The organism is Staphylococcus sp. KUGN1 (assembly GCF_045984185.1).
GTDB classification, from domain to species: domain Bacteria; phylum Bacillota; class Bacilli; order Staphylococcales; family Staphylococcaceae; genus Staphylococcus; species Staphylococcus warneri_A.
The window spans coordinates 1-18,703 of record NZ_JBJQIL010000007.1; the positions used below are offsets into that span (position 1 = coordinate 1).

General features: G+C 33.3%; 22 protein-coding genes. All 22 read left to right on the forward strand.

Going from position 1 to position 18,703, the window contains the following annotated elements; all coding sequences use genetic code 11:
- Nucleotides 1–347: 347 nt before the first annotated feature.
- The 22 genes from ACJQQZ_RS11620 to ACJQQZ_RS11725 all read left to right on the forward strand — a co-directional run bounded on the left by ACJQQZ_RS11620 (nucleotide 348) and on the right by ACJQQZ_RS11725 (nucleotide 18,635).
- Nucleotides 348–875, forward strand: coding sequence for a GNAT family N-acetyltransferase (locus ACJQQZ_RS11620; RefSeq protein ID WP_075778455.1), 528 nt, complete (start codon nucleotides 348–350; stop codon nucleotides 873–875).
- A 44-nt stretch (nucleotides 876–919) separates the two neighbouring features.
- Nucleotides 920–2,257 (forward strand): Orn/Lys/Arg family decarboxylase, encoded by a 1,338-nt coding sequence (locus ACJQQZ_RS11625; RefSeq protein WP_124227636.1) that lies wholly within the window; start codon nucleotides 920–922, stop codon nucleotides 2,255–2,257.
- 2 nt (nucleotides 2,258–2,259) lie between these two features.
- Nucleotides 2,260–2,871 (forward strand): dTMP kinase, encoded by a 612-nt coding sequence (gene tmk / locus ACJQQZ_RS11630; RefSeq protein ID WP_124227637.1) that lies wholly within the window; start codon nucleotides 2,260–2,262, stop codon nucleotides 2,869–2,871.
- Nucleotides 2,872–2,905: 34 nt separating this feature from the next.
- On the forward strand, nucleotides 2,906–3,235 hold the full coding sequence (locus ACJQQZ_RS11635) for a cyclic-di-AMP receptor (RefSeq protein WP_002451717.1): 330 nt from the start codon (nucleotides 2,906–2,908) through the stop codon (nucleotides 3,233–3,235).
- Between the two features lie 125 nt (nucleotides 3,236–3,360).
- A complete protein-coding gene (locus ACJQQZ_RS11640; protein ID WP_124227638.1) occupies nucleotides 3,361–4,287 on the forward strand; it encodes a DNA polymerase III subunit in 927 nt (308 codons plus the stop codon).
- On the forward strand, nucleotides 4,288–5,091 hold the full coding sequence (locus ACJQQZ_RS11645) for a PSP1 domain-containing protein (RefSeq protein WP_124227639.1): 804 nt from the start codon (nucleotides 4,288–4,290) through the stop codon (nucleotides 5,089–5,091).
- A gap of 16 nt (nucleotides 5,092–5,107) precedes the next feature.
- Complete coding sequence (gene yabA / locus ACJQQZ_RS11650; protein ID WP_049425327.1) at nucleotides 5,108–5,455, forward strand: DNA replication initiation control protein YabA; 348 nt, start codon at nucleotides 5,108–5,110, stop codon at nucleotides 5,453–5,455.
- Nucleotides 5,456–5,551: 96 nt separating this feature from the next.
- Nucleotides 5,552–6,277 carry a tRNA1(Val) (adenine(37)-N6)-methyltransferase gene (locus tag ACJQQZ_RS11655; RefSeq protein WP_075778451.1) on the forward strand — a complete coding sequence of 242 codons (726 nt, stop codon included), beginning with the start codon at nucleotides 5,552–5,554 and terminating at the stop codon, nucleotides 6,275–6,277.
- Nucleotides 6,270–6,518: a GIY-YIG nuclease family protein gene (locus tag ACJQQZ_RS11660; protein WP_002451722.1), complete on the forward strand. Its 249-nt coding sequence runs from the start codon at nucleotides 6,270–6,272 to the stop codon at nucleotides 6,516–6,518. The genes ACJQQZ_RS11655 and ACJQQZ_RS11660 overlap by 8 nt, the downstream gene beginning before the upstream one ends.
- A gap of 1 nt (nucleotide 6,519) precedes the next feature.
- The gene (gene rsmI, locus ACJQQZ_RS11665; protein WP_124227640.1) at nucleotides 6,520–7,359 is read left to right on the forward strand and encodes a 16S rRNA (cytidine(1402)-2'-O)-methyltransferase; all 840 of its coding nucleotides are present in this window, start codon (nucleotides 6,520–6,522) and stop codon (nucleotides 7,357–7,359) included.
- 229 nt (nucleotides 7,360–7,588) lie between these two features.
- On the forward strand, nucleotides 7,589–9,559 hold the full coding sequence (gene metG / locus ACJQQZ_RS11670) for a methionine--tRNA ligase (protein ID WP_075778450.1): 1,971 nt from the start codon (nucleotides 7,589–7,591) through the stop codon (nucleotides 9,557–9,559).
- A 27-nt stretch (nucleotides 9,560–9,586) separates the two neighbouring features.
- Nucleotides 9,587–10,363, forward strand: coding sequence for a TatD family hydrolase (locus tag ACJQQZ_RS11675; RefSeq protein ID WP_002451725.1), 777 nt, complete (start codon nucleotides 9,587–9,589; stop codon nucleotides 10,361–10,363).
- A gap of 143 nt (nucleotides 10,364–10,506) precedes the next feature.
- Nucleotides 10,507–11,055: a ribonuclease M5 gene (gene rnmV, locus ACJQQZ_RS11680; protein WP_002451726.1), complete on the forward strand. Its 549-nt coding sequence runs from the start codon at nucleotides 10,507–10,509 to the stop codon at nucleotides 11,053–11,055.
- Between the two features lie 4 nt (nucleotides 11,056–11,059).
- Nucleotides 11,060–11,950 (forward strand): 16S rRNA (adenine(1518)-N(6)/adenine(1519)-N(6))-dimethyltransferase RsmA, encoded by an 891-nt coding sequence (gene rsmA / locus ACJQQZ_RS11685; RefSeq protein ID WP_002451727.1) that lies wholly within the window; start codon nucleotides 11,060–11,062, stop codon nucleotides 11,948–11,950.
- Between the two features lie 99 nt (nucleotides 11,951–12,049).
- On the forward strand, nucleotides 12,050–12,313 hold the full coding sequence (gene veg, locus ACJQQZ_RS11690; protein WP_002451728.1) for a biofilm formation stimulator Veg: 264 nt from the start codon (nucleotides 12,050–12,052) through the stop codon (nucleotides 12,311–12,313).
- A 301-nt stretch (nucleotides 12,314–12,614) separates the two neighbouring features.
- Nucleotides 12,615–13,463, forward strand: a complete 849-nt coding sequence (gene ispE / locus ACJQQZ_RS11695) for a 4-(cytidine 5'-diphospho)-2-C-methyl-D-erythritol kinase (protein ID WP_002451729.1) — start codon at nucleotides 12,615–12,617, stop codon at nucleotides 13,461–13,463.
- A 14-nt stretch (nucleotides 13,464–13,477) separates the two neighbouring features.
- Nucleotides 13,478–14,302 carry a pur operon repressor gene (gene purR / locus ACJQQZ_RS11700; protein WP_002451730.1) on the forward strand — a complete coding sequence of 275 codons (825 nt, stop codon included), beginning with the start codon at nucleotides 13,478–13,480 and terminating at the stop codon, nucleotides 14,300–14,302.
- A 16-nt stretch (nucleotides 14,303–14,318) separates the two neighbouring features.
- Nucleotides 14,319–14,693, forward strand: a complete 375-nt coding sequence (locus tag ACJQQZ_RS11705; RefSeq protein WP_002451731.1) for a RidA family protein — start codon at nucleotides 14,319–14,321, stop codon at nucleotides 14,691–14,693.
- Nucleotides 14,694–14,766: 73 nt separating this feature from the next.
- Nucleotides 14,767–15,078: a septation regulator SpoVG gene (gene spoVG, locus ACJQQZ_RS11710; RefSeq protein ID WP_002451732.1), complete on the forward strand. Its 312-nt coding sequence runs from the start codon at nucleotides 14,767–14,769 to the stop codon at nucleotides 15,076–15,078.
- Nucleotides 15,079–15,387: 309 nt separating this feature from the next.
- The gene (gene glmU, locus ACJQQZ_RS11715) at nucleotides 15,388–16,752 is read left to right on the forward strand and encodes a bifunctional UDP-N-acetylglucosamine diphosphorylase/glucosamine-1-phosphate N-acetyltransferase GlmU (RefSeq protein WP_145506788.1); all 1,365 of its coding nucleotides are present in this window, start codon (nucleotides 15,388–15,390) and stop codon (nucleotides 16,750–16,752) included.
- 103 nt (nucleotides 16,753–16,855) lie between these two features.
- A complete protein-coding gene (locus ACJQQZ_RS11720) occupies nucleotides 16,856–17,821 on the forward strand; it encodes a ribose-phosphate diphosphokinase (protein WP_002451734.1) in 966 nt (321 codons plus the stop codon).
- A gap of 151 nt (nucleotides 17,822–17,972) precedes the next feature.
- The gene (locus ACJQQZ_RS11725) at nucleotides 17,973–18,635 is read left to right on the forward strand and encodes a 50S ribosomal protein L25/general stress protein Ctc (protein WP_124227641.1); all 663 of its coding nucleotides are present in this window, start codon (nucleotides 17,973–17,975) and stop codon (nucleotides 18,633–18,635) included.
- Nucleotides 18,636–18,703 lie beyond the last annotated feature (68 nt).

Below are 18,703 nucleotides of genomic sequence, written 5' to 3' on the forward strand. Positions count from 1 at the left end.
GTAGTCGGACTAACGTTCCGCTAGAGTAGGACGTTGCCAGGCAAATAATAGGATGCGATGAGCCGCATTGAGACCGTAAGGTCTCTTTTTTTATGCCCAAAAAAGAAAGTCAACGCAGAGCAAATGCAACGAGTTGGTTAAGTAATTAAGAGCATATAACTTTTTCGTTTGATTTAAAATAGGGACATTTAAATTGTTTGATTAATGATAAATACCTCAAGGCCTTAGTAGCCTCATTTTTATGTTCTAACACTTAACTAAATGATTAAATTTAATGTCAAAAAGCTTGAAATGATTTACATTTAAAACAAAGTCCAATACTATCGTATTTAAAGGAGTGCTTTAAAATGATCATTAGAGCTTTAGAAAAAACAGATTTGCAATATTTACATAATTTGAATAATGAATATTCAATTATGTCTTATTGGTTTGAAGAGCCATATCAATCATTGAGTGAATTAGAATCGCTATACCAAAAGCATATTTTAGATGAATCAGAAAGACGATTTGTTATTGAAGAGGATCAACAATCCATTGGTGTTGTTGAGTTATTAGAAATTAATTTTATACATAGAACTTGCGAAGTATTGATTATTGTTGACCCGCAATTTGCGAATAGAGGTTATGCAAAAAAAGCGTTCAAGATGGCAGTAGATTATGCGTTTTTAGTGCTTAACATGCATAAAGTTTATCTATATGTAGATGTAAGTAATGAGAAAGCAGTACATATTTATAAAAGTAATAACTTTGAAATTGAAGGAAAATTAAAAGAACACTTCTATACAAGAGGAGAATATAGAGACTGCTATGTCATGGGACTATTAAAACGAAATTGGGTTAATCAACAAGATGATGATTTATCTCATATAAGATAGTCTAGGTTAGATAAGACGATTATAAAAGTGAAGAGAGTGATGATTTGAGTTTACCAATATCTAAAAAATTACATGAATTAATATCACAACAAAGTATTTCCATGCATGTGCCTGGTCACAAAAATATGACTATAGGTCAGCTAGAATCATTGGATCTGAAAATGGATATGACTGAAATTAGTGGCTTGGACGATTTGCATCATCCCGAAGATATCATTTTAGAAAGCATGACAAAATTTAATAAACATCGAGATTACGATGCTTATCTATTAGTTAATGGAACTACTTCTGGGATTTTATCTGTAATCCAAGGCTTGGCTTATGAGTCAGGAAACTATTTGATACCTAGAAATGTACATAAATCAGTTTTTCATGGATTGGAATTAGCGAATCAAAAAGCGACTTTAACAAACATGAAGGTAAGTTCAACATCTCATCATTATATAGCTCCTAACTTTAATGGATTAGATTTGAGTCAACATAAATTAGCGATTATGACTTATCCCAATTATTATGGAGAAACTTACTCAATTCAAACTGATATAGACTTATTGCATTCTAATAATGTTCCAGTACTCGTTGATGAGGCACACGGTGCACATTTCGGTTTAGATGGATTTCCTGATTCTACATTAAATTATGGTGCTGATTATGTTGTTCAGTCTTATCATAAAACATTACCTGCACTTACTATGGGGTCGGTGTTATTTATACATAAAGATGCACCTTATAAAGAAAACATCAAACAATATTTATCTTACTTTCAAACGTCTAGCCCATCATACTTAGTCATGGCAAGTTTGGAGTTAGCACAAACATTTTATCAAAATTATGATAGTGGAATATTTTTTGAAAAAAGACATACCCTTTCGAATGTTTTAAATCGTAAAGGATTTGTTGTTAAAGAAGTTGATGACCCATTAAAAATGTTGATTTCTTACCCAGGTTATTCTGGATATGACATTCAAAAATGGTTTGAGAATGAACATATATTTGTAGAGTTAGCAGATGATTTTCAAATCTTATTTGTATTACCGTTATGGCATAAAGAAGATAAATATCCTTTTGAGATATTAATAAATAAAATTCAAAGCATGGTCATTCCGCATGTAAAGGAAGATTTGTTGATATACCCACAGCTTATGACAGAAAGTGGCATGTTTTCACCTATGGTATATAACAAAGTTAAATGGATTGATATTCGTCATTCAGCAGGAAAACTGTTGGCCCGTCACATTGTACCTTATCCACCTGGTGTGCCGATTCTGTTTAAAGGAGAAAAAATCACTTTAAATATGATAAAATTAATAAATCAATATCAACATTCAAATATGAAAGTTGAAGGAATAAAAGATAATCAAATATTAATTAAGGATGAATAAAAATGTCAGCATTTATAACATTTGAAGGGCCAGAAGGTTCAGGAAAAACAACCGTTTTAAAAGCAGTGGCTGAAAAGTTAGCTCAACACTATGATGTTATATCTACCCGTGAACCTGGTGGTGTTCCAACAGGCGAAGAGATAAGAAAAGTCGTACTAGAAGGCAATCAAATGGATATTAGAACTGAAGCAATGCTTTTTGCGGCATCGAGACGAGAACATTTAGTAGAAAAAGTGATGCCTGCTTTGAGAAACAATCAAATTGTTCTTTGTGATAGATACATTGATAGTTCATTAGCATATCAAGGATATGCAAGAGGTATTGGAATTGAAGAAGTGAAAGCTTTAAACGAATTTGCAATTAATGGACTATATCCAGATTTAACGATTTATTTAGATGTTTCTGCTGAAGTAGGACGTGAAAGAATCCTCAGTAATCAAAGAGATCAGAATCGCTTGGATCAAGAAGATATTGATTTTCATGAAAAAGTCATTGAGGGTTATCATCAAGTGATACATAATGAGCCAGAGCGTTTTGTTCAGATAGATGCAGATCAATCAATTGATAAAGTTGTATTAGCCGCATATCAATCTATCATCAAATATTTAAAATAAATGTGATATAATAGATGAAAGAGGTGTTATAGAAATGAAGATGATTATAGCAATCGTCCAAGACCAAGACAGCCAAGAACTTTCAGACCAACTTGTCAAAAATGATTTTAGAGCAACAAAATTAGCAACAACAGGTGGTTTCTTAAAAGCAGGTAATACAACGTTCTTATGTGGTGTTAATGATGACCGTGTAGACGATTTATTATCAGTTATAAACAATACTTGTGGTAATAGAGAACAACTTGTGTCTCCTATTACTCCAATGGGTGGTAGTGCAGATTCTTACATACCCTATCCAGTAGAAGTAGAAGTTGGCGGTGCAACGGTATTCGTAATGCCTATTGAAGCCTTCCATCAATTTTAAATGTAACTAATGTTTATTGCACGAGACATTAGTTTATTGATGAATTGTGATATACAGTATTTAACAATTTGAGACTGCTCTTTTAGCAGTCTTTTTATATAAGTAGATATAGGAGAGATATCCAGATGGATGAACAACAACAATTAGCTAATGCTTATGCGTCGAATAAATTGTCACATGCTTATCTTTTTGAGGGCGATGACGCACAATCAATGCAAAAGGTCGCTATTAATTTTGCTAAACTCATCTTATGTAACAACGATGAACAATGTGAAGTTAAAGTAAGTACGTTGAATCATCCTGATTTTATGTATGTCTCTAGTGAAGAAACTACTATAAAAAAAGAAAAGATCGAACAACTTGTTCATCATATGAATCAACTACCGATAGAAGGTAATTATAAAGTATATATAGTAGAAGATTTCGAAAAATTAACTGTTCAAGGTGAAAATAGTATATTAAAATTCTTAGAGGAACCTCCTCAAAATACGATAGCTATTTTATTATCAACTAAACCAGAACAGATTTTAGACACCATACATTCGAGATGTCAACATGTCTATTTTAAACCTATTGATAAAGGTCAGTTTATCAATCACTTAGTTGATGAGTCTTTGACACGTCCTGTGGCGGAGATGTTAAGTACATATACGACGCAAGCAGAGACTGCATTATCATTAAATGAAGAATATGACCTTACTAGTTTGAGAAAGACAATTATAAGATGGTGTGAGTTGTTATTAACGAATCGTTCGATGGCATTAATTGGGATTATCGATTTGTTAAAACAGGCGAAAAATCGTAAATTACAGTTGTTAACATTATCTGCAGTGAATGGATTTTTTGAGGATATCATGCACGCAAAAGTAGAAGTAAATAGCGAATATATATATAGTGATTTGAGTGTTGAGATAGAAAAGTATGCAAAGCATTTAACATATAACCAACTTATATTGATGTATGATCAATTAACAGAGGCACATAAAAAGTTAAATCAAAATGTAAACCCAACACTTGTATTCGAACAAATAGTGATTAAAGGTGTGAGATAGATGCCAGATGTAATAGGTGTCCAGTTTCAAAAAGCTGGAAAGTTAGAATATTATGCACCTAAAGATTTACAAATTGAAATGGGCGATTGGGTAGTAGTGGAATCAAAACGAGGTATAGAAATAGGATTAGTAAAAATGCCTACGAGAACTGTAGATGACGGTGATGTTTCACTTCCATTAAAAGAAGTAATGAGAATAGCGACGCAACAAGATATAGACATCTACTATAATAATACAATTGATGCTGAGAAGGCACTTGCACTATGTAAAGAGGTAGTAATACAGCAGGAATTGGATATGAGATTAGTTAATTGCGAATATACATTAGACAAATCAAAAGTCATTTTCAATTTTACTGCTGACGATCGTATTGATTTTAGAAAGTTAGTTAAAGTATTAGCGCAAAATTTGAAAACGAGAATAGAACTGAGACAGATTGGTGTGCGTGATGAAGCTAAATTATTAGGTGGTATAGGGCCATGCGGACGCTCTTTATGTTGTTCGACTTTCTTAGGCGATTTCGAACCTGTGTCTATTAAAATGGCTAAAGACCAAAACCTGTCACTTAACCCTGCTAAAATTTCGGGTGCATGTGGACGTTTGATGTGTTGCTTAAAATATGAAAATGATTATTATGAAGAAGCACGTGCTCAATTACCAGATGTAGGTGACTCAATTGAAACACCTGATGGTAATGGCCAAGTAGTCGGTTTAAATATCTTGGATATATCGATGCAAGTTAAAATAGATGGTATGGAACAACCATTAGAGTACAAAATGGAAGAAATTGAAGCATTTAATTAAGGAGGTTTAACCACCTTTGAATCGTAATGAATTATTTGAAAAATTAATGCGCTTAGAAACAAACATGAACCAGCTTAATCAAGATATGTTGGATTTAAAAGATTTAGCTGTAGCATTGGTTGAAGAAAATGTAGCGCTTCAAGTAGAAAATGATAATTTAAAACAATTAATGGATAAGAGCGAAAGTTCAAATTCTGAAACTGTTCACCCACACCAGACGAAACATGTGAAGAAGCCACTGCCTAGTAAAGATAACTTAGCTATGTTATATAAAGAAGGATTTCATATTTGCAAAGGTGAGTTATTTGGCAAACATAGACAGGGCGAAGATTGTTTGCTTTGTTTAAATGTATTAAGCGATTAAACAATGTTGATATAAGAAAGATGACAGGGATGTGTTATGAGTAGACGATGATAGAGACTACGTTATAACAACGTCCCTTTTTTAGGAGAAAGATAAATGTTAAAGGATAATGAGAGGTTAGACTTACTAATTAAAGAAGATTTGAAAATCATCCAAAATGATGATGTGTTTTCATTCTCAACTGACGCTTTGTTGTTAGGGGATTTTACCGAAATTAGAAAAAAAGACAAAATTATCGATATATGTTCAGGTAACGGCGTTATACCACTGCTCCTTTCTCATAAAGGTAGCCAGACTATTGAAGGTATCGAAATTCAACAACAACTTGTGGATATGGCGAAGAGAAGTTTTAAGTATAATCAATTAGATGATCGATTACTCATGCATCAAATGGATGTTAAAAAGGTATATCATCATTTCAAACCTTCACAATATACGGTTGTTACATGCAATCCTCCATATTTCAAAGATAATCAGTTGCATCAACATCAAAAAGAAGCGCATAAAGTTGCTAGACATGAAATCTTATGTAAATTAGAAGATTGCTTAATGGCTGCTAGGCATTTATTAAAGCAAGGCGGAAGATTATATATGGTACACAGAGCTGAAAGAATGATGGATGTACTAACTGAAATGAGACGTGCTAATATTGAGCCAAAGCGATTAACATTTGTTTATAGTAAGCATGATAGAGACGCACAAACGATTTTAATAGAAGGTAGAAAGTCGGGGAACCAAGGTTTAGATATTACAAAGCCATTTTATATTTATCAAGAAGATGGTACGTACTCAAAAGAAATGAAGGGTATATATTATGGATAATCATTTTGTATATATCGTAAAATGTAAAGATGGAAGCCTCTATACAGGTTATGCTAAAGACATACAGGCACGTGTGGCGAAACATAATGAAGGTAAAGGTGCTAAATATACAAAAATAAGACGTCCGGTAGAGTTGGTTTATCAAGAAACATATTCTACTAAGTCGGAAGCGTTAAAAAGAGAGTATGAAATTAAGACCTTCACACGACAAAAGAAACTAAAATTGATTAAAGAGGGATAGTATGACTACATTATTTTTAGTAGGAACACCAATTGGCAATTTAGCCGATATTACATATCGTGCTATAGACACACTTCAACAAGTAGATTTAATCGCATGTGAAGATACACGTGTTACACGTAAATTATGTAATCATTATGATATTAAGACGCCACTAAAATCCTATCACGAGCACAATAAAGACCAACAGACATCATTTATGATTGAACAGTTATTGTCTGAACTAGATATTGCATTAGTTTCGGATGCAGGTTTACCATTGATTAGTGATCCAGGGTATGAATTAGTAGTAGAGGCACGTCAACATGACATCAAAGTAGAAACGATACCAGGACCTAATGCAGGCTTGACAGCATTAATGGCAAGTGGTCTCCCATCATTTACGTATACATTTTTAGGATTTTTACCTAGAAAAGATAAAGAAAAGCAAAATATACTATCAGAACGAATGTATCAAAGTAGTACACTTATTATATATGAGTCACCTCATAGAGTAACCGATACGCTAAAAGTGATTGGCAAAATAGATTCTCAAAGACGAGTATCATTAGGGCGAGAATTGACAAAGAAATTTGAGCAAATTGTAACTGCAGATGTGAATACATTATTAACCATGTTACATAATAATGAGATTCCATTAAAAGGAGAATTTGTCATTTTAATTGAAGGTGCTGAAGCTGAAATTTCTACTGCATGGTTTGATGATATGTCTATCGAAGAACATGTCGATTACTATATCAAAGAAAAAAATATTAAACCTAAAGCAGCGATTAAAATGGTTGCAGAAGATCGTCAAAGTAAAACTAGTGAAATATATAATATTTATCATCAAGTTGATTAAAGTTGCATAAGTTTAAGAATTGAGCAAAGTTCATTGTATCGAGTGAATTAATACAGATTTTCACCCCCCATAATGCCTTAAATTATGGTATTGTAGTAAAGATAATATAATAAACAATTGATAGTAATAACGTATTGTGATGAGTAAGGTACAGTAAGAACGGTACACAATTGAAAAGCAAAATAAATTTAGATATCATTTAACATGTAAGAAACGAGGAGGACCTTTGATGGCTAAAGATACATTTTATATAACAACCCCAATTTATTATCCAAGTGGTAACTTGCATATTGGGCATGCATACTCAACTGTAGCAGGTGATGTGATTGCTAGATATAAACGCATGCAAGGATACGATGTTCGTTATTTAACAGGTACAGACGAGCATGGTCAAAAAATTCAAGAAAAAGCTCAAAAAGCTGGTAAAACAGAATTAGAATATTTAGATGAGATGATCGCTGGAATCAAAAGTTTATGGGATAAACTAGAAATTTCAAATGATGATTTCATTCGAACTACAGAAGAACGACATAAGCAAGTCGTTGAAAAAGTATTCGAACGTTTATTAAAACAAGGCGACATTTATCTTGGCGAGTATGAGGGATGGTATTCAGTACCAGATGAAACATACTATACAGAGTCACAATTAGTTGAACCTGTTTATGAAAACGGCAAAATTGTTGGAGGAAAAAGTCCTGATTCAGGTCATGAAGTAGAATTGGTAAAAGAAGAAAGTTATTTCTTTAATATTAAGAAATATACTGATCGCTTACTTGAATTCTATGATCAAAATCCTGACTTTATTCAACCACCTTCAAGAAAAAATGAAATGATTAACAACTTTATTAAACCAGGTTTAGAAGATTTAGCTGTTTCACGTACATCTTTTAACTGGGGCGTTAGTGTGCCTTCAAACCCTAAACATGTTGTTTATGTATGGATAGACGCATTAGTGAACTATATTTCTTCTCTAGGTTATTTATCAGATGATGAAACGTTATTTAACAAATATTGGCCAGCAGATATCCACTTGATGGCTAAAGAAATCGTGCGTTTCCATTCAATTATTTGGCCAATTTTATTAATGGCATTAGATTTACCATTACCTAAGAAGGTCTTTGCACATGGTTGGATTCTAATGAAAGACGGTAAAATGAGTAAGTCGAAAGGTAATGTTGTTGATCCTAATGTATTAATTGATCGTTATGGATTAGATGCTACACGTTATTATTTAATGAGAGAATTACCATTTGGTTCAGATGGTGTGTTTACACCAGAAGCGTTTGTTGAACGTACAAACTATGATTTAGCTAATGATTTAGGTAACTTAGTGAACCGTACAATTTCAATGATTAATAAATATTTCCAAGGTGAGCTTCCTGCATATCAAGGTCCTAAACATGAATTAGACGAAGACATGGAAGCTATGGCACTTGAAACAGTTAAAGAATTCCATGAAAATATGGAGAGTTTACAATTCTCAGTTGCTTTATCAACAGTTTGGAAATTTATTAGCCGTACTAATAAATATATTGATGAGACAACACCATGGGTTTTAGCGAAAGATGAAAGTCAAAAAGATATGTTAGGTAATGTGATGGCACACTTAGTTGAAAACATCCGTTTTGCAACTGTATTATTGCGTCCATTTATTACACATGCACCAAAAGAAATATTTAAACAATTAAATATTAATAATCCAGAGTTAATGGAATTCTCAAGTTTAGCGACATATGGATCCTTAACAGAACCTATCACTGTAATAACTAAGCCAACACCAATATTCCCTAGATTGGATACTGAAGCGGAAATTGCTTATATCAAAGAGTCAATGCAACCACCAAAATCTGATGAAAAAGAAGACGTTCCAAGTAAAGATATGATTGATATTAAAGACTTTGATAAAGTAGAAATTAAAGCTGCGACAGTGATTGATGCTGAAAATGTTAAGAAATCAGATAAGCTACTAAAAATTCAAGTAGATTTAGATAATGAACAACGACAAATTGTTTCTGGTATTGCGAAATTCTATCGTCCTGAAGATATTATCGGTAAAAAAGTTGCTGTAGTAACTAACTTAAAACCTGCGAAACTAATGGGACAAAAATCTGAAGGCATGATTTTATCAGCCGAAAAAGATGGTGTGTTAACATTGATTAGCTTGCCAAATGCTATTCCAAATGGTGCAGTCATCAAGTAATCATGCTTTTAAACTAGGAGGATAATCATGTTAATTGATACACATGTTCATTTGAACGATGAGCAATATGATGAAGATTTAAATGATGTCATCACTCGTGCGAGAGAAGATGGCGTTGATCGTATGTTTGTTGTTGGTTTTGATACACCAACTATTGAACGTACAATGGAATTGATTGATAAATATGACTTTGTATATGGTATCATCGGTTGGCACCCAGTAGACGCCATCGATTGTACTGAAGAAAGATTAGAATGGATAGAAAACTTATCAAAACATCCTAAAATTATTGGCATTGGTGAAATGGGATTAGATTACCACTGGGATAAGTCTCCTGCTGATGTTCAAAAAGAAGTCTTTAGAAAGCAAATTGCTTTAGCTAAACGTGTACAATTACCAATCATTATTCACAACCGTGAAGCAACACAGGATTGTATAGATATTCTGATGGAAGAACACGCGGAAGAAGTTGGAGGTATTATGCATAGCTTTAGTGCCTCTCCAGAAATTGCTGATGTTGTCATCAATAAATTAAACTTTTACGTTTCATTAGGTGGTCCAGTCACATTTAAAAATGCGAAACAACCTAAAGAAGTTGCCAAGCATGTACCGATGGACCGATTATTAGTCGAAACAGATGCACCATATTTATCACCACATCCATATAGAGGCAAACGTAATGAACCACAACGAGTAACATTAGTTGCACAACAAATTGCTGAATTACGAGATATGAGTTATGAAGAGGTATGTCGTCAGACAACAGAAAATGCGGAGAGACTATTTAATTTAAATCAAGCATAAATATTAGATTGAGAAAGGTATCATTTAATTGGATATCTTTCTCATTTTTTATTAAATTAAGACTGAAGGCAGTGTTATTTATGATATTTTGTTAGAATAAGATGAATCACGATTTTCATTAAAATGAAGAAGGAATTAAAAATATGAAAATAAATGAATTTATAGTCGTAGAAGGCAGGGATGATACGCAACGTGTTAAATCTGCGGTTGAATGCGATACAATAGAGACGAATGGTAGTGCAGTTGATGATGATGTGATAGCAGTTATCAAGCAGGCACAAGAAACACGAGGCGTTATTATCTTAACCGATCCAGATTTTCCTGGTGACAAAATAAGAAATACGATCAAAGACCGTGTGCCTGGGGTAAAACACGCATATATAGACAGAGAAAAAGCTAAAAATAAAAGGGGGAAAATAGGTGTTGAACATGCACATGTAGATGATATCAAAGAAGCTCTCATGCATGTTAGTTCCCCTTTTGAAGAAGCTGAAGAATCCATTGATAAAAATGTATTAATCGAATTAGGACTTATTATAGGGCATGATGCTCGTAGACGACGAGAAATTCTAGGTCGAAAATTACATATTGGGCATTCTAATGGTAAGCAACTGTTGAAAAAATTGAATGCCTTTGGATATACAGAAGAAGATGTACGACGTGCATTAAATGAAAATAAGGGAAGTGAATAAAGATATGGAGCATAAAGATATAGCTACACCATCTCGTACAAGAGCATTATTAGACCAATATGGATTTGATTTCAAAAAAAGTTTGGGACAAAACTTCCTAGTAGACGTTAATATTATTAATAAGATCATCGATGCTAGTGATATTGATGAAACTACAGGCATAATAGAAGTAGGGCCAGGTATGGGCTCGTTAACCGAACAATTAGCTAAACATGCTAAAAAAGTAATGTCATTTGAAATCGATCATCGACTAATACCAGTATTAAAGGACACATTAGCACCATACGATAATGTCACAATTATTAACGAAGATATTTTAAAAGCCGATATCGCTACAGCAGTAAATGAACACTTAAAAGACTGCGATAAAATTATGGTTGTGGCTAATTTGCCATATTATATAACGACACCTATACTACTCAATTTAATGCAACAAGACATACCAATAGATGGTTATGTCGTGATGATGCAAAAAGAAGTTGGAGAACGTTTAAATGCAGAGGTGGGTACAAAAGCTTATGGCTCGTTATCGATTGTGACGCAGTATTATACTGAAACAAGTAAAGTCCTAACAGTGCCTAAAACCGTATTTATGCCACCACCTAATGTAGATTCTATAGTGGTTAAATTAATGCAAAGATCAACACCGTTAGTAGATATCGATGATGAAGAAGCATTCTTTAAATTAGCAAAAGCTGCATTTGCACAAAGACGAAAGACTATTAATAATAATTATCAAAATTTCTTTAAAGAGGGAAAACAACATAAAGAGAGTATACTAAGTTGGTTAGAAAAAGCGAATATCGACCCTAGACGAAGAGGCGAAACATTGTCAATTCAAGATTTCGCTCAACTTTACAAAGAATTAAATAATTTCCCAGAATTAATAAATTAAATTGTTGACAAACCTTAATTACCTTGATAAAATTTTAGTTTAATTTGACAAAATCGCTATAAACATGGTAATATAACACTTGTAGCGAGGTGGAGCAATATGCCAAAATCAATTTTGGACATCAAAAATTCTATTGATTGTCATTTAGGAAATCGTATTGTACTTAAAGCCAATGGTGGTCGTAAGAAAACAATCGAACGTTCTGGTGTTTTAAAAGAAACATACCCATCAGTATTTGTCGTTGAACTTGATCAAGACAAGCATAACTTCGAAAGAGTATCTTATACATACACTGATGTGTTAACTGAGAACGTACAAGTTTCATTTGAAGAAGATAATCATCAAGAAGCAATTGCACACTAATAAGACATATGACATAGATGTAGATGTATCTACTCTATCAATTTAAGTTTTATATTATATTAAGGTGAGTATTGAGCAACATGTTCAATACTCTTTTTTTATACTTTTGAAGTGATAAATAAATTTTAGAACTATAGGAAAAACACATTAATAACATACATACTGTAATTTAATACTTTTTTATTATATTCCAATAATGAATGATATAATTATTTGTGAAAAAAATGAACATTATCTATCAAATCTTTTATCCCTTTATGTTAAAATCATCTTATTAAGATTACGAAGAGAGGGCGGAAAAATGATATATGAAACGGCACCTGCCAAAATAAATTTTACGCTCGATACACTTTTTAAAAGAGACGATGGATATCACGAGATTGAAATGATAATGACTACTGTAGATTTAAACGATCGATTATCTTTTCAAAAAAGAGATGATAAGAAGATTGTTGTTGAAATCGAACACAACTTTGTAACTGACGATCATAAAAATTTAGCATATAAAGCTGCTGAACTAATGACAAAGGTATATGATTTGAAACAAGGTGTGACGATTACAATTGATAAAGATATTCCAGTATCGGCTGGTTTAGCAGGTGGCTCAGCAGATGCGGCTGCTACGATGAGAGGTATGAATCGCTTATTCAGTTTAAATTTATCTTTAGATGAATTATGTGCACTTGGTAGTCAAATTGGGACAGATGTTTCATTTTGTATATACAATAAGACTGCTTACTGTACAGGACGTGGTGAAAAAGTAACTTTTTTGAACAAGCCTCCTTCTGCTTGGGTTGTTTTAGCTAAGCCTAATTTAGGTATCTCATCACCGGACGTATTTAAAGCTTTGGATTTAAATTTCACGCATGAAGTATTTACTCAAAATTGTATAGAAGCTTTAAAACGATCGGATTATAAGAAGTTATGCTCAAGTTTATCTAATAGATTAGAACCGATTTCTATGGAGATGCATCCAGAAATCAAAAAGATTAAGGAAAACATGATTCAATGTGGTGCAGATGGCGCATTAATGAGTGGTAGTGGTCCGACAGTTTACGGATTGGCACAAAAAGAAAGTCAGGCTAAAAATATTTATAACGCAGTAAATGGTTGTTGTAATGAAGTATATTTAGTTAGATTATTAGGATAGAAGGGTTGGAAATAATGAGATATAAAAGAAGTGAACGGATTGTGTTTATGACACAATATTTGATGAATCACCCAAACAAACTGATTCCATTAACATTCTTTGTAGATAAATTTCAACAAGCGAAATCGTCAATCAGCGAAGATGTTCAAATTATTAAAAGTACTTTCCAAAAAGAAGCATTAGGTACGGTCATTACCACTGCTGGCGCAAGCGGTGGGGTAACGTATAAACCTATGATGAGTAAAGAAGAAGCAACAGAAGTCGTGAATGAAGTTATCTCATTATTAGATGAAAAAGATAGACTTCTGCCTGGTGGATATTTATTCTTATCTGACTTGGTTGGTAATCCTACATTATTAAACAAAGTAGGTAAGATGATAGCAAGTATATATATGGATGAACAATTAGATGCTGTTGTAACGATTGCTACTAAAGGTATATCGCTTGCCAATGCAGTTGCAAACGTATTAAATTTACCTGTAGTGGTTATTAGAAAAGACAATAAAGTAACTGAAGGATCTACGGTTTCTATTAATTATGTTTCAGGTTCATCTCGAAAGATAGAAACGATGGTATTATCCAAGCGCACATTAGCTGAGAATTCTAATGTTCTCGTTGTTGATGATTTTATGAGAGCAGGTGGCTCAATCAACGGTGTTATGAATTTAATGAATGAGTTTAAAGCACACGTAAAAGGGGTATCAGTACTTGTAGAATCGAAAGAAGTAAAGCAAAGATTAATAGAAGATTATACTTCCTTGGTAAGACTATCAGATGTCGATGAATATAATCAGAAATTTAAAGTAGAGCCAGGCAACAGCTTGTCTAAATTTTCTTAAAGGAGCGAATCACATCATGGAAATTATTAACACAAACAAAGCACCGGAAGCATTAGGACCTTATTCACATGCTACAGTAGTAAATGGTCTAGTATACACATCAGGTCAAATTCCACTTAATTTAGAAGGGGAAATTGTAAGTGATGATGTAAAAGATCAAACTAAACAAGTTTTAGAAAACTTATCTGTGGTACTTAAAGAAGCAGGTTCAGATTTAGAAAATGTTGTTAAAGCAACTATTTTTATTTCTGATATGAATGATTTTCAATATATAAATGAGGTATATGGAAATTATTTTGATAAACATCAACCAGCGCGTAGTTGTGTCGAAGTAGCGCGACTACCTAAAGATGTTAAAGTAGAAATTGAATTGATTAGTAAAGTTAAATAAAGGATATAATTTTTCTTTTAAGCAATTGTCAAGCTTCTAATAAAACAAAGATATACTAGGGGGGGCTCACTACATGAAAGTGACAGATGTAAGACTTAGAAAAATAGATACAGATGGTAGAATGAAAGCACTTGTTTCTATCACGCTAGACGAGGCATTCGTAATCCACGATTTACGTGTGATTGAAGGAAATTCAGGTCTATTCGTCGCAATGCCAAGTAAACGCACACCAGATGGTGAATTCCGCGATATCGCGCATCCAATCAACTCAGAAATGAGACAAGAGATTCAAGATGCAGTGATGAAAGTATATGATGAAACTGATGAAGTGATTCCAGATAAAAACGCTACATCAGGCGAGTCTGATGAATCTAACGAAGCTTAAATATAAAAAATTACATTGCAGAGTCGACATAACAGAATGTGTTGACTCTGTTTTTACATTTTCATCATCTTTTAAATGAGCCCCTAATCCCCCTTCTAATTATGTTGAATTGACTTCTTAAATTTTGAAAGTAATTTGTCAAAAGTAATAAAAGTGAACCTATATAAATCGAGTCATCATGGATATATTAAAAATGTAGAACAATCGTAAGAATTGGTGCTTATGACTTGGTAGGTTATATGTTGAAAGAGTGATAGCGGTTAAATTATAATAATAACGAAGTGTATATTTAATGGAGGGTTAGCATTCATGCAAAGACATGCAATAATATTGGCAGCGGGTAAAGGCACTAGAATGAAATCAAAAAAATACAAAGTGTTACATGAGATCGCTGGCAAAACTATGATAGAACATGTGGTTGAAAATGTTCAACAATCAGGTGTGAACCAATTAATTACAATTGTTGGTCACGGTGCTGAAAGTGTAAAAGAAACATTAGGTAATCAATCACTTTATAGTTTTCAAGAAGAGCAACTTGGGACAGCACATGCAGTAAAAATGGCACAATCTCATTTAGTAAATAAAGAGGGAACAACACTAGTTGTGTGTGGTGATACACCGCTTATTACATCAGAAACACTTACATCTTTAATCGAGAGACATGAATCATCTCAGTCTCAAGCAACAGTTCTAACTGCTACAGCAATCCATCCAACAGGCTATGGCAGAATTGTCAAAGATAGCGAAGGGCATTTATTACGAATTGTAGAAGAAAAAGATGTTAACACAGAAGAAAAGGCAATTACTGAAATAAGTTCTGGAATCTTTGCGTTCGATAACAAAATTTTATTTGAAAAGTTAGAACAAGTTAAGAATGATAATGCACAAGGAGAATATTATTTACCAGATGTGATTTCTTTAATTATTAATGAAAATGGTAGAGCAAGTACATATCACACTGATGATTTCGAAGAGATTATGGGTGTGAATGATAGAGTGATGTTAAGTCAAGCTGAAAAAGCGTTACAAAAACGTATTAATTTATTCCATATGAGAAATGGTGTGACAATCATTGATCCAGATAGCACATTTATTGGGCCGGATGTAAAAATTGGTATGGATACAATCATTGAACCTGGCGTGAGAATTAATGGTTCAACTGTAATTGGAGACGAAGTTACAGTTGGACAGTATTCAGAAATTAATAATAGCGTTATTGCATCTCATGCACATATTAAACAATCAGTCATCAACGATTCAGAAGTAGGCGAATATACGAATGTTGGTCCGTTTGCACAGTTGAGACCAGGCGCTCAATTAGGTGCAGATGTTAAAGTAGGTAACTTTGTAGAAGTGAAAAAAGCTGAACTTAAAGACGGTGCTAAAGTATCTCATTTAAGTTATATTGGCGATGCGGTTATTGGCGAACGTACAAATATTGGTTGTGGCTCTATTACTGTTAACTATGATGGTGTAAATAAATTCAAAACTGTGATTGGTAAAGATGCGTTTATTGGATGTAATACAAACTTAATTGCACCAGTAACTGTTGGAGATCATTCGCTTATAGCAGCAGGTTCAACAATTACTGATGATATCCCAAATGAAAGTTTAGCATTGGCACGAGCAAGACAAGTTAATAAAGATGGTTATTTAAGCAACAAAAATAAATAACTGAAATGAATATGTAAAATTAGTATTTCGACTTTGGCATAGTAATCAAGTTTAATTTTCTATATAATAGTAGTTGTGTAAGTAAATAATTGGAGGACTATAAATGTTAAATAATGAATATAAGAATTCATCGCTAAAGATCTTTTCACTCAAAGGTAATGAACCTTTAGCACAGGAAGTTGCAGATCATGTAGGGATTGAATTAGGTAAGTGTTCTGTTAAGCGTTTCAGTGATGGAGAAATCCAAATCAATATTGAAGAAAGTATTCGTGGTTGCGATGTGTTTATTATCCAACCTACTTCATACCCAGTTAATCTACATCTAATGGAATTACTTATTATGATTGACGCTTGTAAACGTGCATCAGCGGCAAATATTAACATCGTAGTACCTTATTATGGGTATGCTCGTCAAGACAGAAAAGCACGTAGTCGTGAACCGATTACTGCTAAATTAGTAGCCAATTTAATAGAAACTGCAGGGGCAAATCGCATGATTGCTTTAGATTTACATGCACCTCAAATCCAAGGTTTCTTTGATATTCCAATTGATCATTTAATGGGCGTACCTATTTTAGCGCAACATTTCCAAAATGATCCTGCCATTAACCCAGAAGAATGTGTTGTTGTTTCTCCTGACCATGGTGGTGTAACAAGAGCACGTAAATTGGCAGACATTTTAAAAACTCCAATTGCAATTATTGATAAACGTCGTCCAAAACCAAACGTAGCCGAAGTAATGAATATTGTGGGCGATATTGAAGGTAGAACAGCCATCATTATTGATGATATTATTGATACAGCTGGTACTATTACGTTAGCAGCACAAGCATTAAAAGACAAAGGTGCTAAAGAAGTATATGCATGTTGTACACACCCTGTATTATCAGGTCCAGCTAAAGAACGTATTGAGAATTCAGCAATTAAAGAACTAATCGTAACAAATTCAATTCAATTAGAAGAAAGTCGCAAACCTACAAATACTAAAGAACTTTCAGTTGCTGGTTTAATCGGTAAAGCCATTATCCGAGTTTATGAAAGAGAATCAGTAAGTGTATTATTTGACTAAAATTGTTAAATGAGTTTGACGAAAGTGATATAAGCGTGTATAATACATTCGTTCGTGATTATACGAATAAATAAACACTTGCAAGCAACGAATGATGTTGATGGGTAAGTGAGGAGCTCGTGAAAGAGCGAAAATGAAAGGTGGAAATAGAATGACTTCATTAAAGTCAATCATCCGTCAAGGTAAACAAACACGTTCTGACCTTAAACAATTAAGAAATGCTGGTAAAGTACCTGCAGTTGTATATGGTTACGGAACAAAAAATACTTCAGTTAAAGTTGATGAAGTTGAATTTATCAAAGTTATCCGTGAAGTAGGACGTAACGGTGTTATCGAATTAGGTGTTGGTTCTAAATCAATCAAAGTAATGGTATCAGATTACCAATATGATCCATTGAAAAACCAAATCACTCATATCGATTTCTTAGCTATCAACATGACTGAAGAACGTACTGTAGAAGTACCGGTTCAATTAGTTGGTGAAGCAGTAGGCGCTAAAGAAGGCGGCGTAGTTGAACAACCATTATTCAACTTAGAAGTTACTGCAACTCCAGATAATATCCCAGAAGTAATTGAAGTTGATATCACTGAATTAAATATCAACGATAGCTATTCAGTTTCTGATATTAAAGTATCTGGTGACTTCACTATTGAAAACGAACCAGAAGATTCTATCGTAACTGTAGTACCTCCAACAGATGAGCCTACTGAAGAAGAAGTAGAAGCTATGGAAGGCGAAGCAGCTACTGAAGAACCTGAACGTGTTGGTGAAGAAAAAGACGACGAAAAAGAAGAAAATAAAGAAGAAGAATAAGATTATTATTTTAATGAATAAGGTCTTATAAATTTTCTTAACTTTCTTAACGGGCACTATGCTTATAT

Bases quoted from the DNA above. Each gene is read 5' to 3' on its own strand.
- ispE (WP_002451729.1), top strand. From the start codon at position 12,615: ATGATATATGAAACGGCACCTGCCAAAATAAATTTTACGCTCGATACA.
- ACJQQZ_RS11635 (WP_002451717.1), top strand. From the start codon at position 2,906: ATGAAGATGATTATAGCAATCGTCCAAGACCAAGACAGCCAAGAACTT.
- spoVG (WP_002451732.1), top strand. From the start codon at position 14,767: ATGAAAGTGACAGATGTAAGACTTAGAAAAATAGATACAGATGGTAGA.
- ACJQQZ_RS11660 (WP_002451722.1), top strand. From the start codon at position 6,270: ATGGATAATCATTTTGTATATATCGTAAAATGTAAAGATGGAAGCCTC.
- ACJQQZ_RS11620 (WP_075778455.1), top strand. From the start codon at position 348: ATGATCATTAGAGCTTTAGAAAAAACAGATTTGCAATATTTACATAAT.
- ACJQQZ_RS11720 (WP_002451734.1), top strand. From the start codon at position 16,856: ATGTTAAATAATGAATATAAGAATTCATCGCTAAAGATCTTTTCACTC.
- ACJQQZ_RS11675 (WP_002451725.1), top strand. From the start codon at position 9,587: ATGTTAATTGATACACATGTTCATTTGAACGATGAGCAATATGATGAA.
- purR (WP_002451730.1), top strand. From the start codon at position 13,478: ATGAGATATAAAAGAAGTGAACGGATTGTGTTTATGACACAATATTTG.
- ACJQQZ_RS11640 (WP_124227638.1), top strand. From the start codon at position 3,361: ATGGATGAACAACAACAATTAGCTAATGCTTATGCGTCGAATAAATTG.
- ACJQQZ_RS11725 (WP_124227641.1), top strand. From the start codon at position 17,973: ATGACTTCATTAAAGTCAATCATCCGTCAAGGTAAACAAACACGTTCT.
- rnmV (WP_002451726.1), top strand. From the start codon at position 10,507: ATGAAAATAAATGAATTTATAGTCGTAGAAGGCAGGGATGATACGCAA.
- glmU (WP_145506788.1), top strand. From the start codon at position 15,388: ATGCAAAGACATGCAATAATATTGGCAGCGGGTAAAGGCACTAGAATG.
- rsmA (WP_002451727.1), top strand. From the start codon at position 11,060: ATGGAGCATAAAGATATAGCTACACCATCTCGTACAAGAGCATTATTA.
- ACJQQZ_RS11705 (WP_002451731.1), top strand. From the start codon at position 14,319: ATGGAAATTATTAACACAAACAAAGCACCGGAAGCATTAGGACCTTAT.
- metG (WP_075778450.1), top strand. From the start codon at position 7,589: ATGGCTAAAGATACATTTTATATAACAACCCCAATTTATTATCCAAGT.
- ACJQQZ_RS11655 (WP_075778451.1), top strand. From the start codon at position 5,552: ATGTTAAAGGATAATGAGAGGTTAGACTTACTAATTAAAGAAGATTTG.
- ACJQQZ_RS11645 (WP_124227639.1), top strand. From the start codon at position 4,288: ATGCCAGATGTAATAGGTGTCCAGTTTCAAAAAGCTGGAAAGTTAGAA.
- rsmI (WP_124227640.1), top strand. From the start codon at position 6,520: ATGACTACATTATTTTTAGTAGGAACACCAATTGGCAATTTAGCCGAT.
- tmk (WP_124227637.1), top strand. From the start codon at position 2,260: ATGTCAGCATTTATAACATTTGAAGGGCCAGAAGGTTCAGGAAAAACA.
- veg (WP_002451728.1), top strand. From the start codon at position 12,050: ATGCCAAAATCAATTTTGGACATCAAAAATTCTATTGATTGTCATTTA.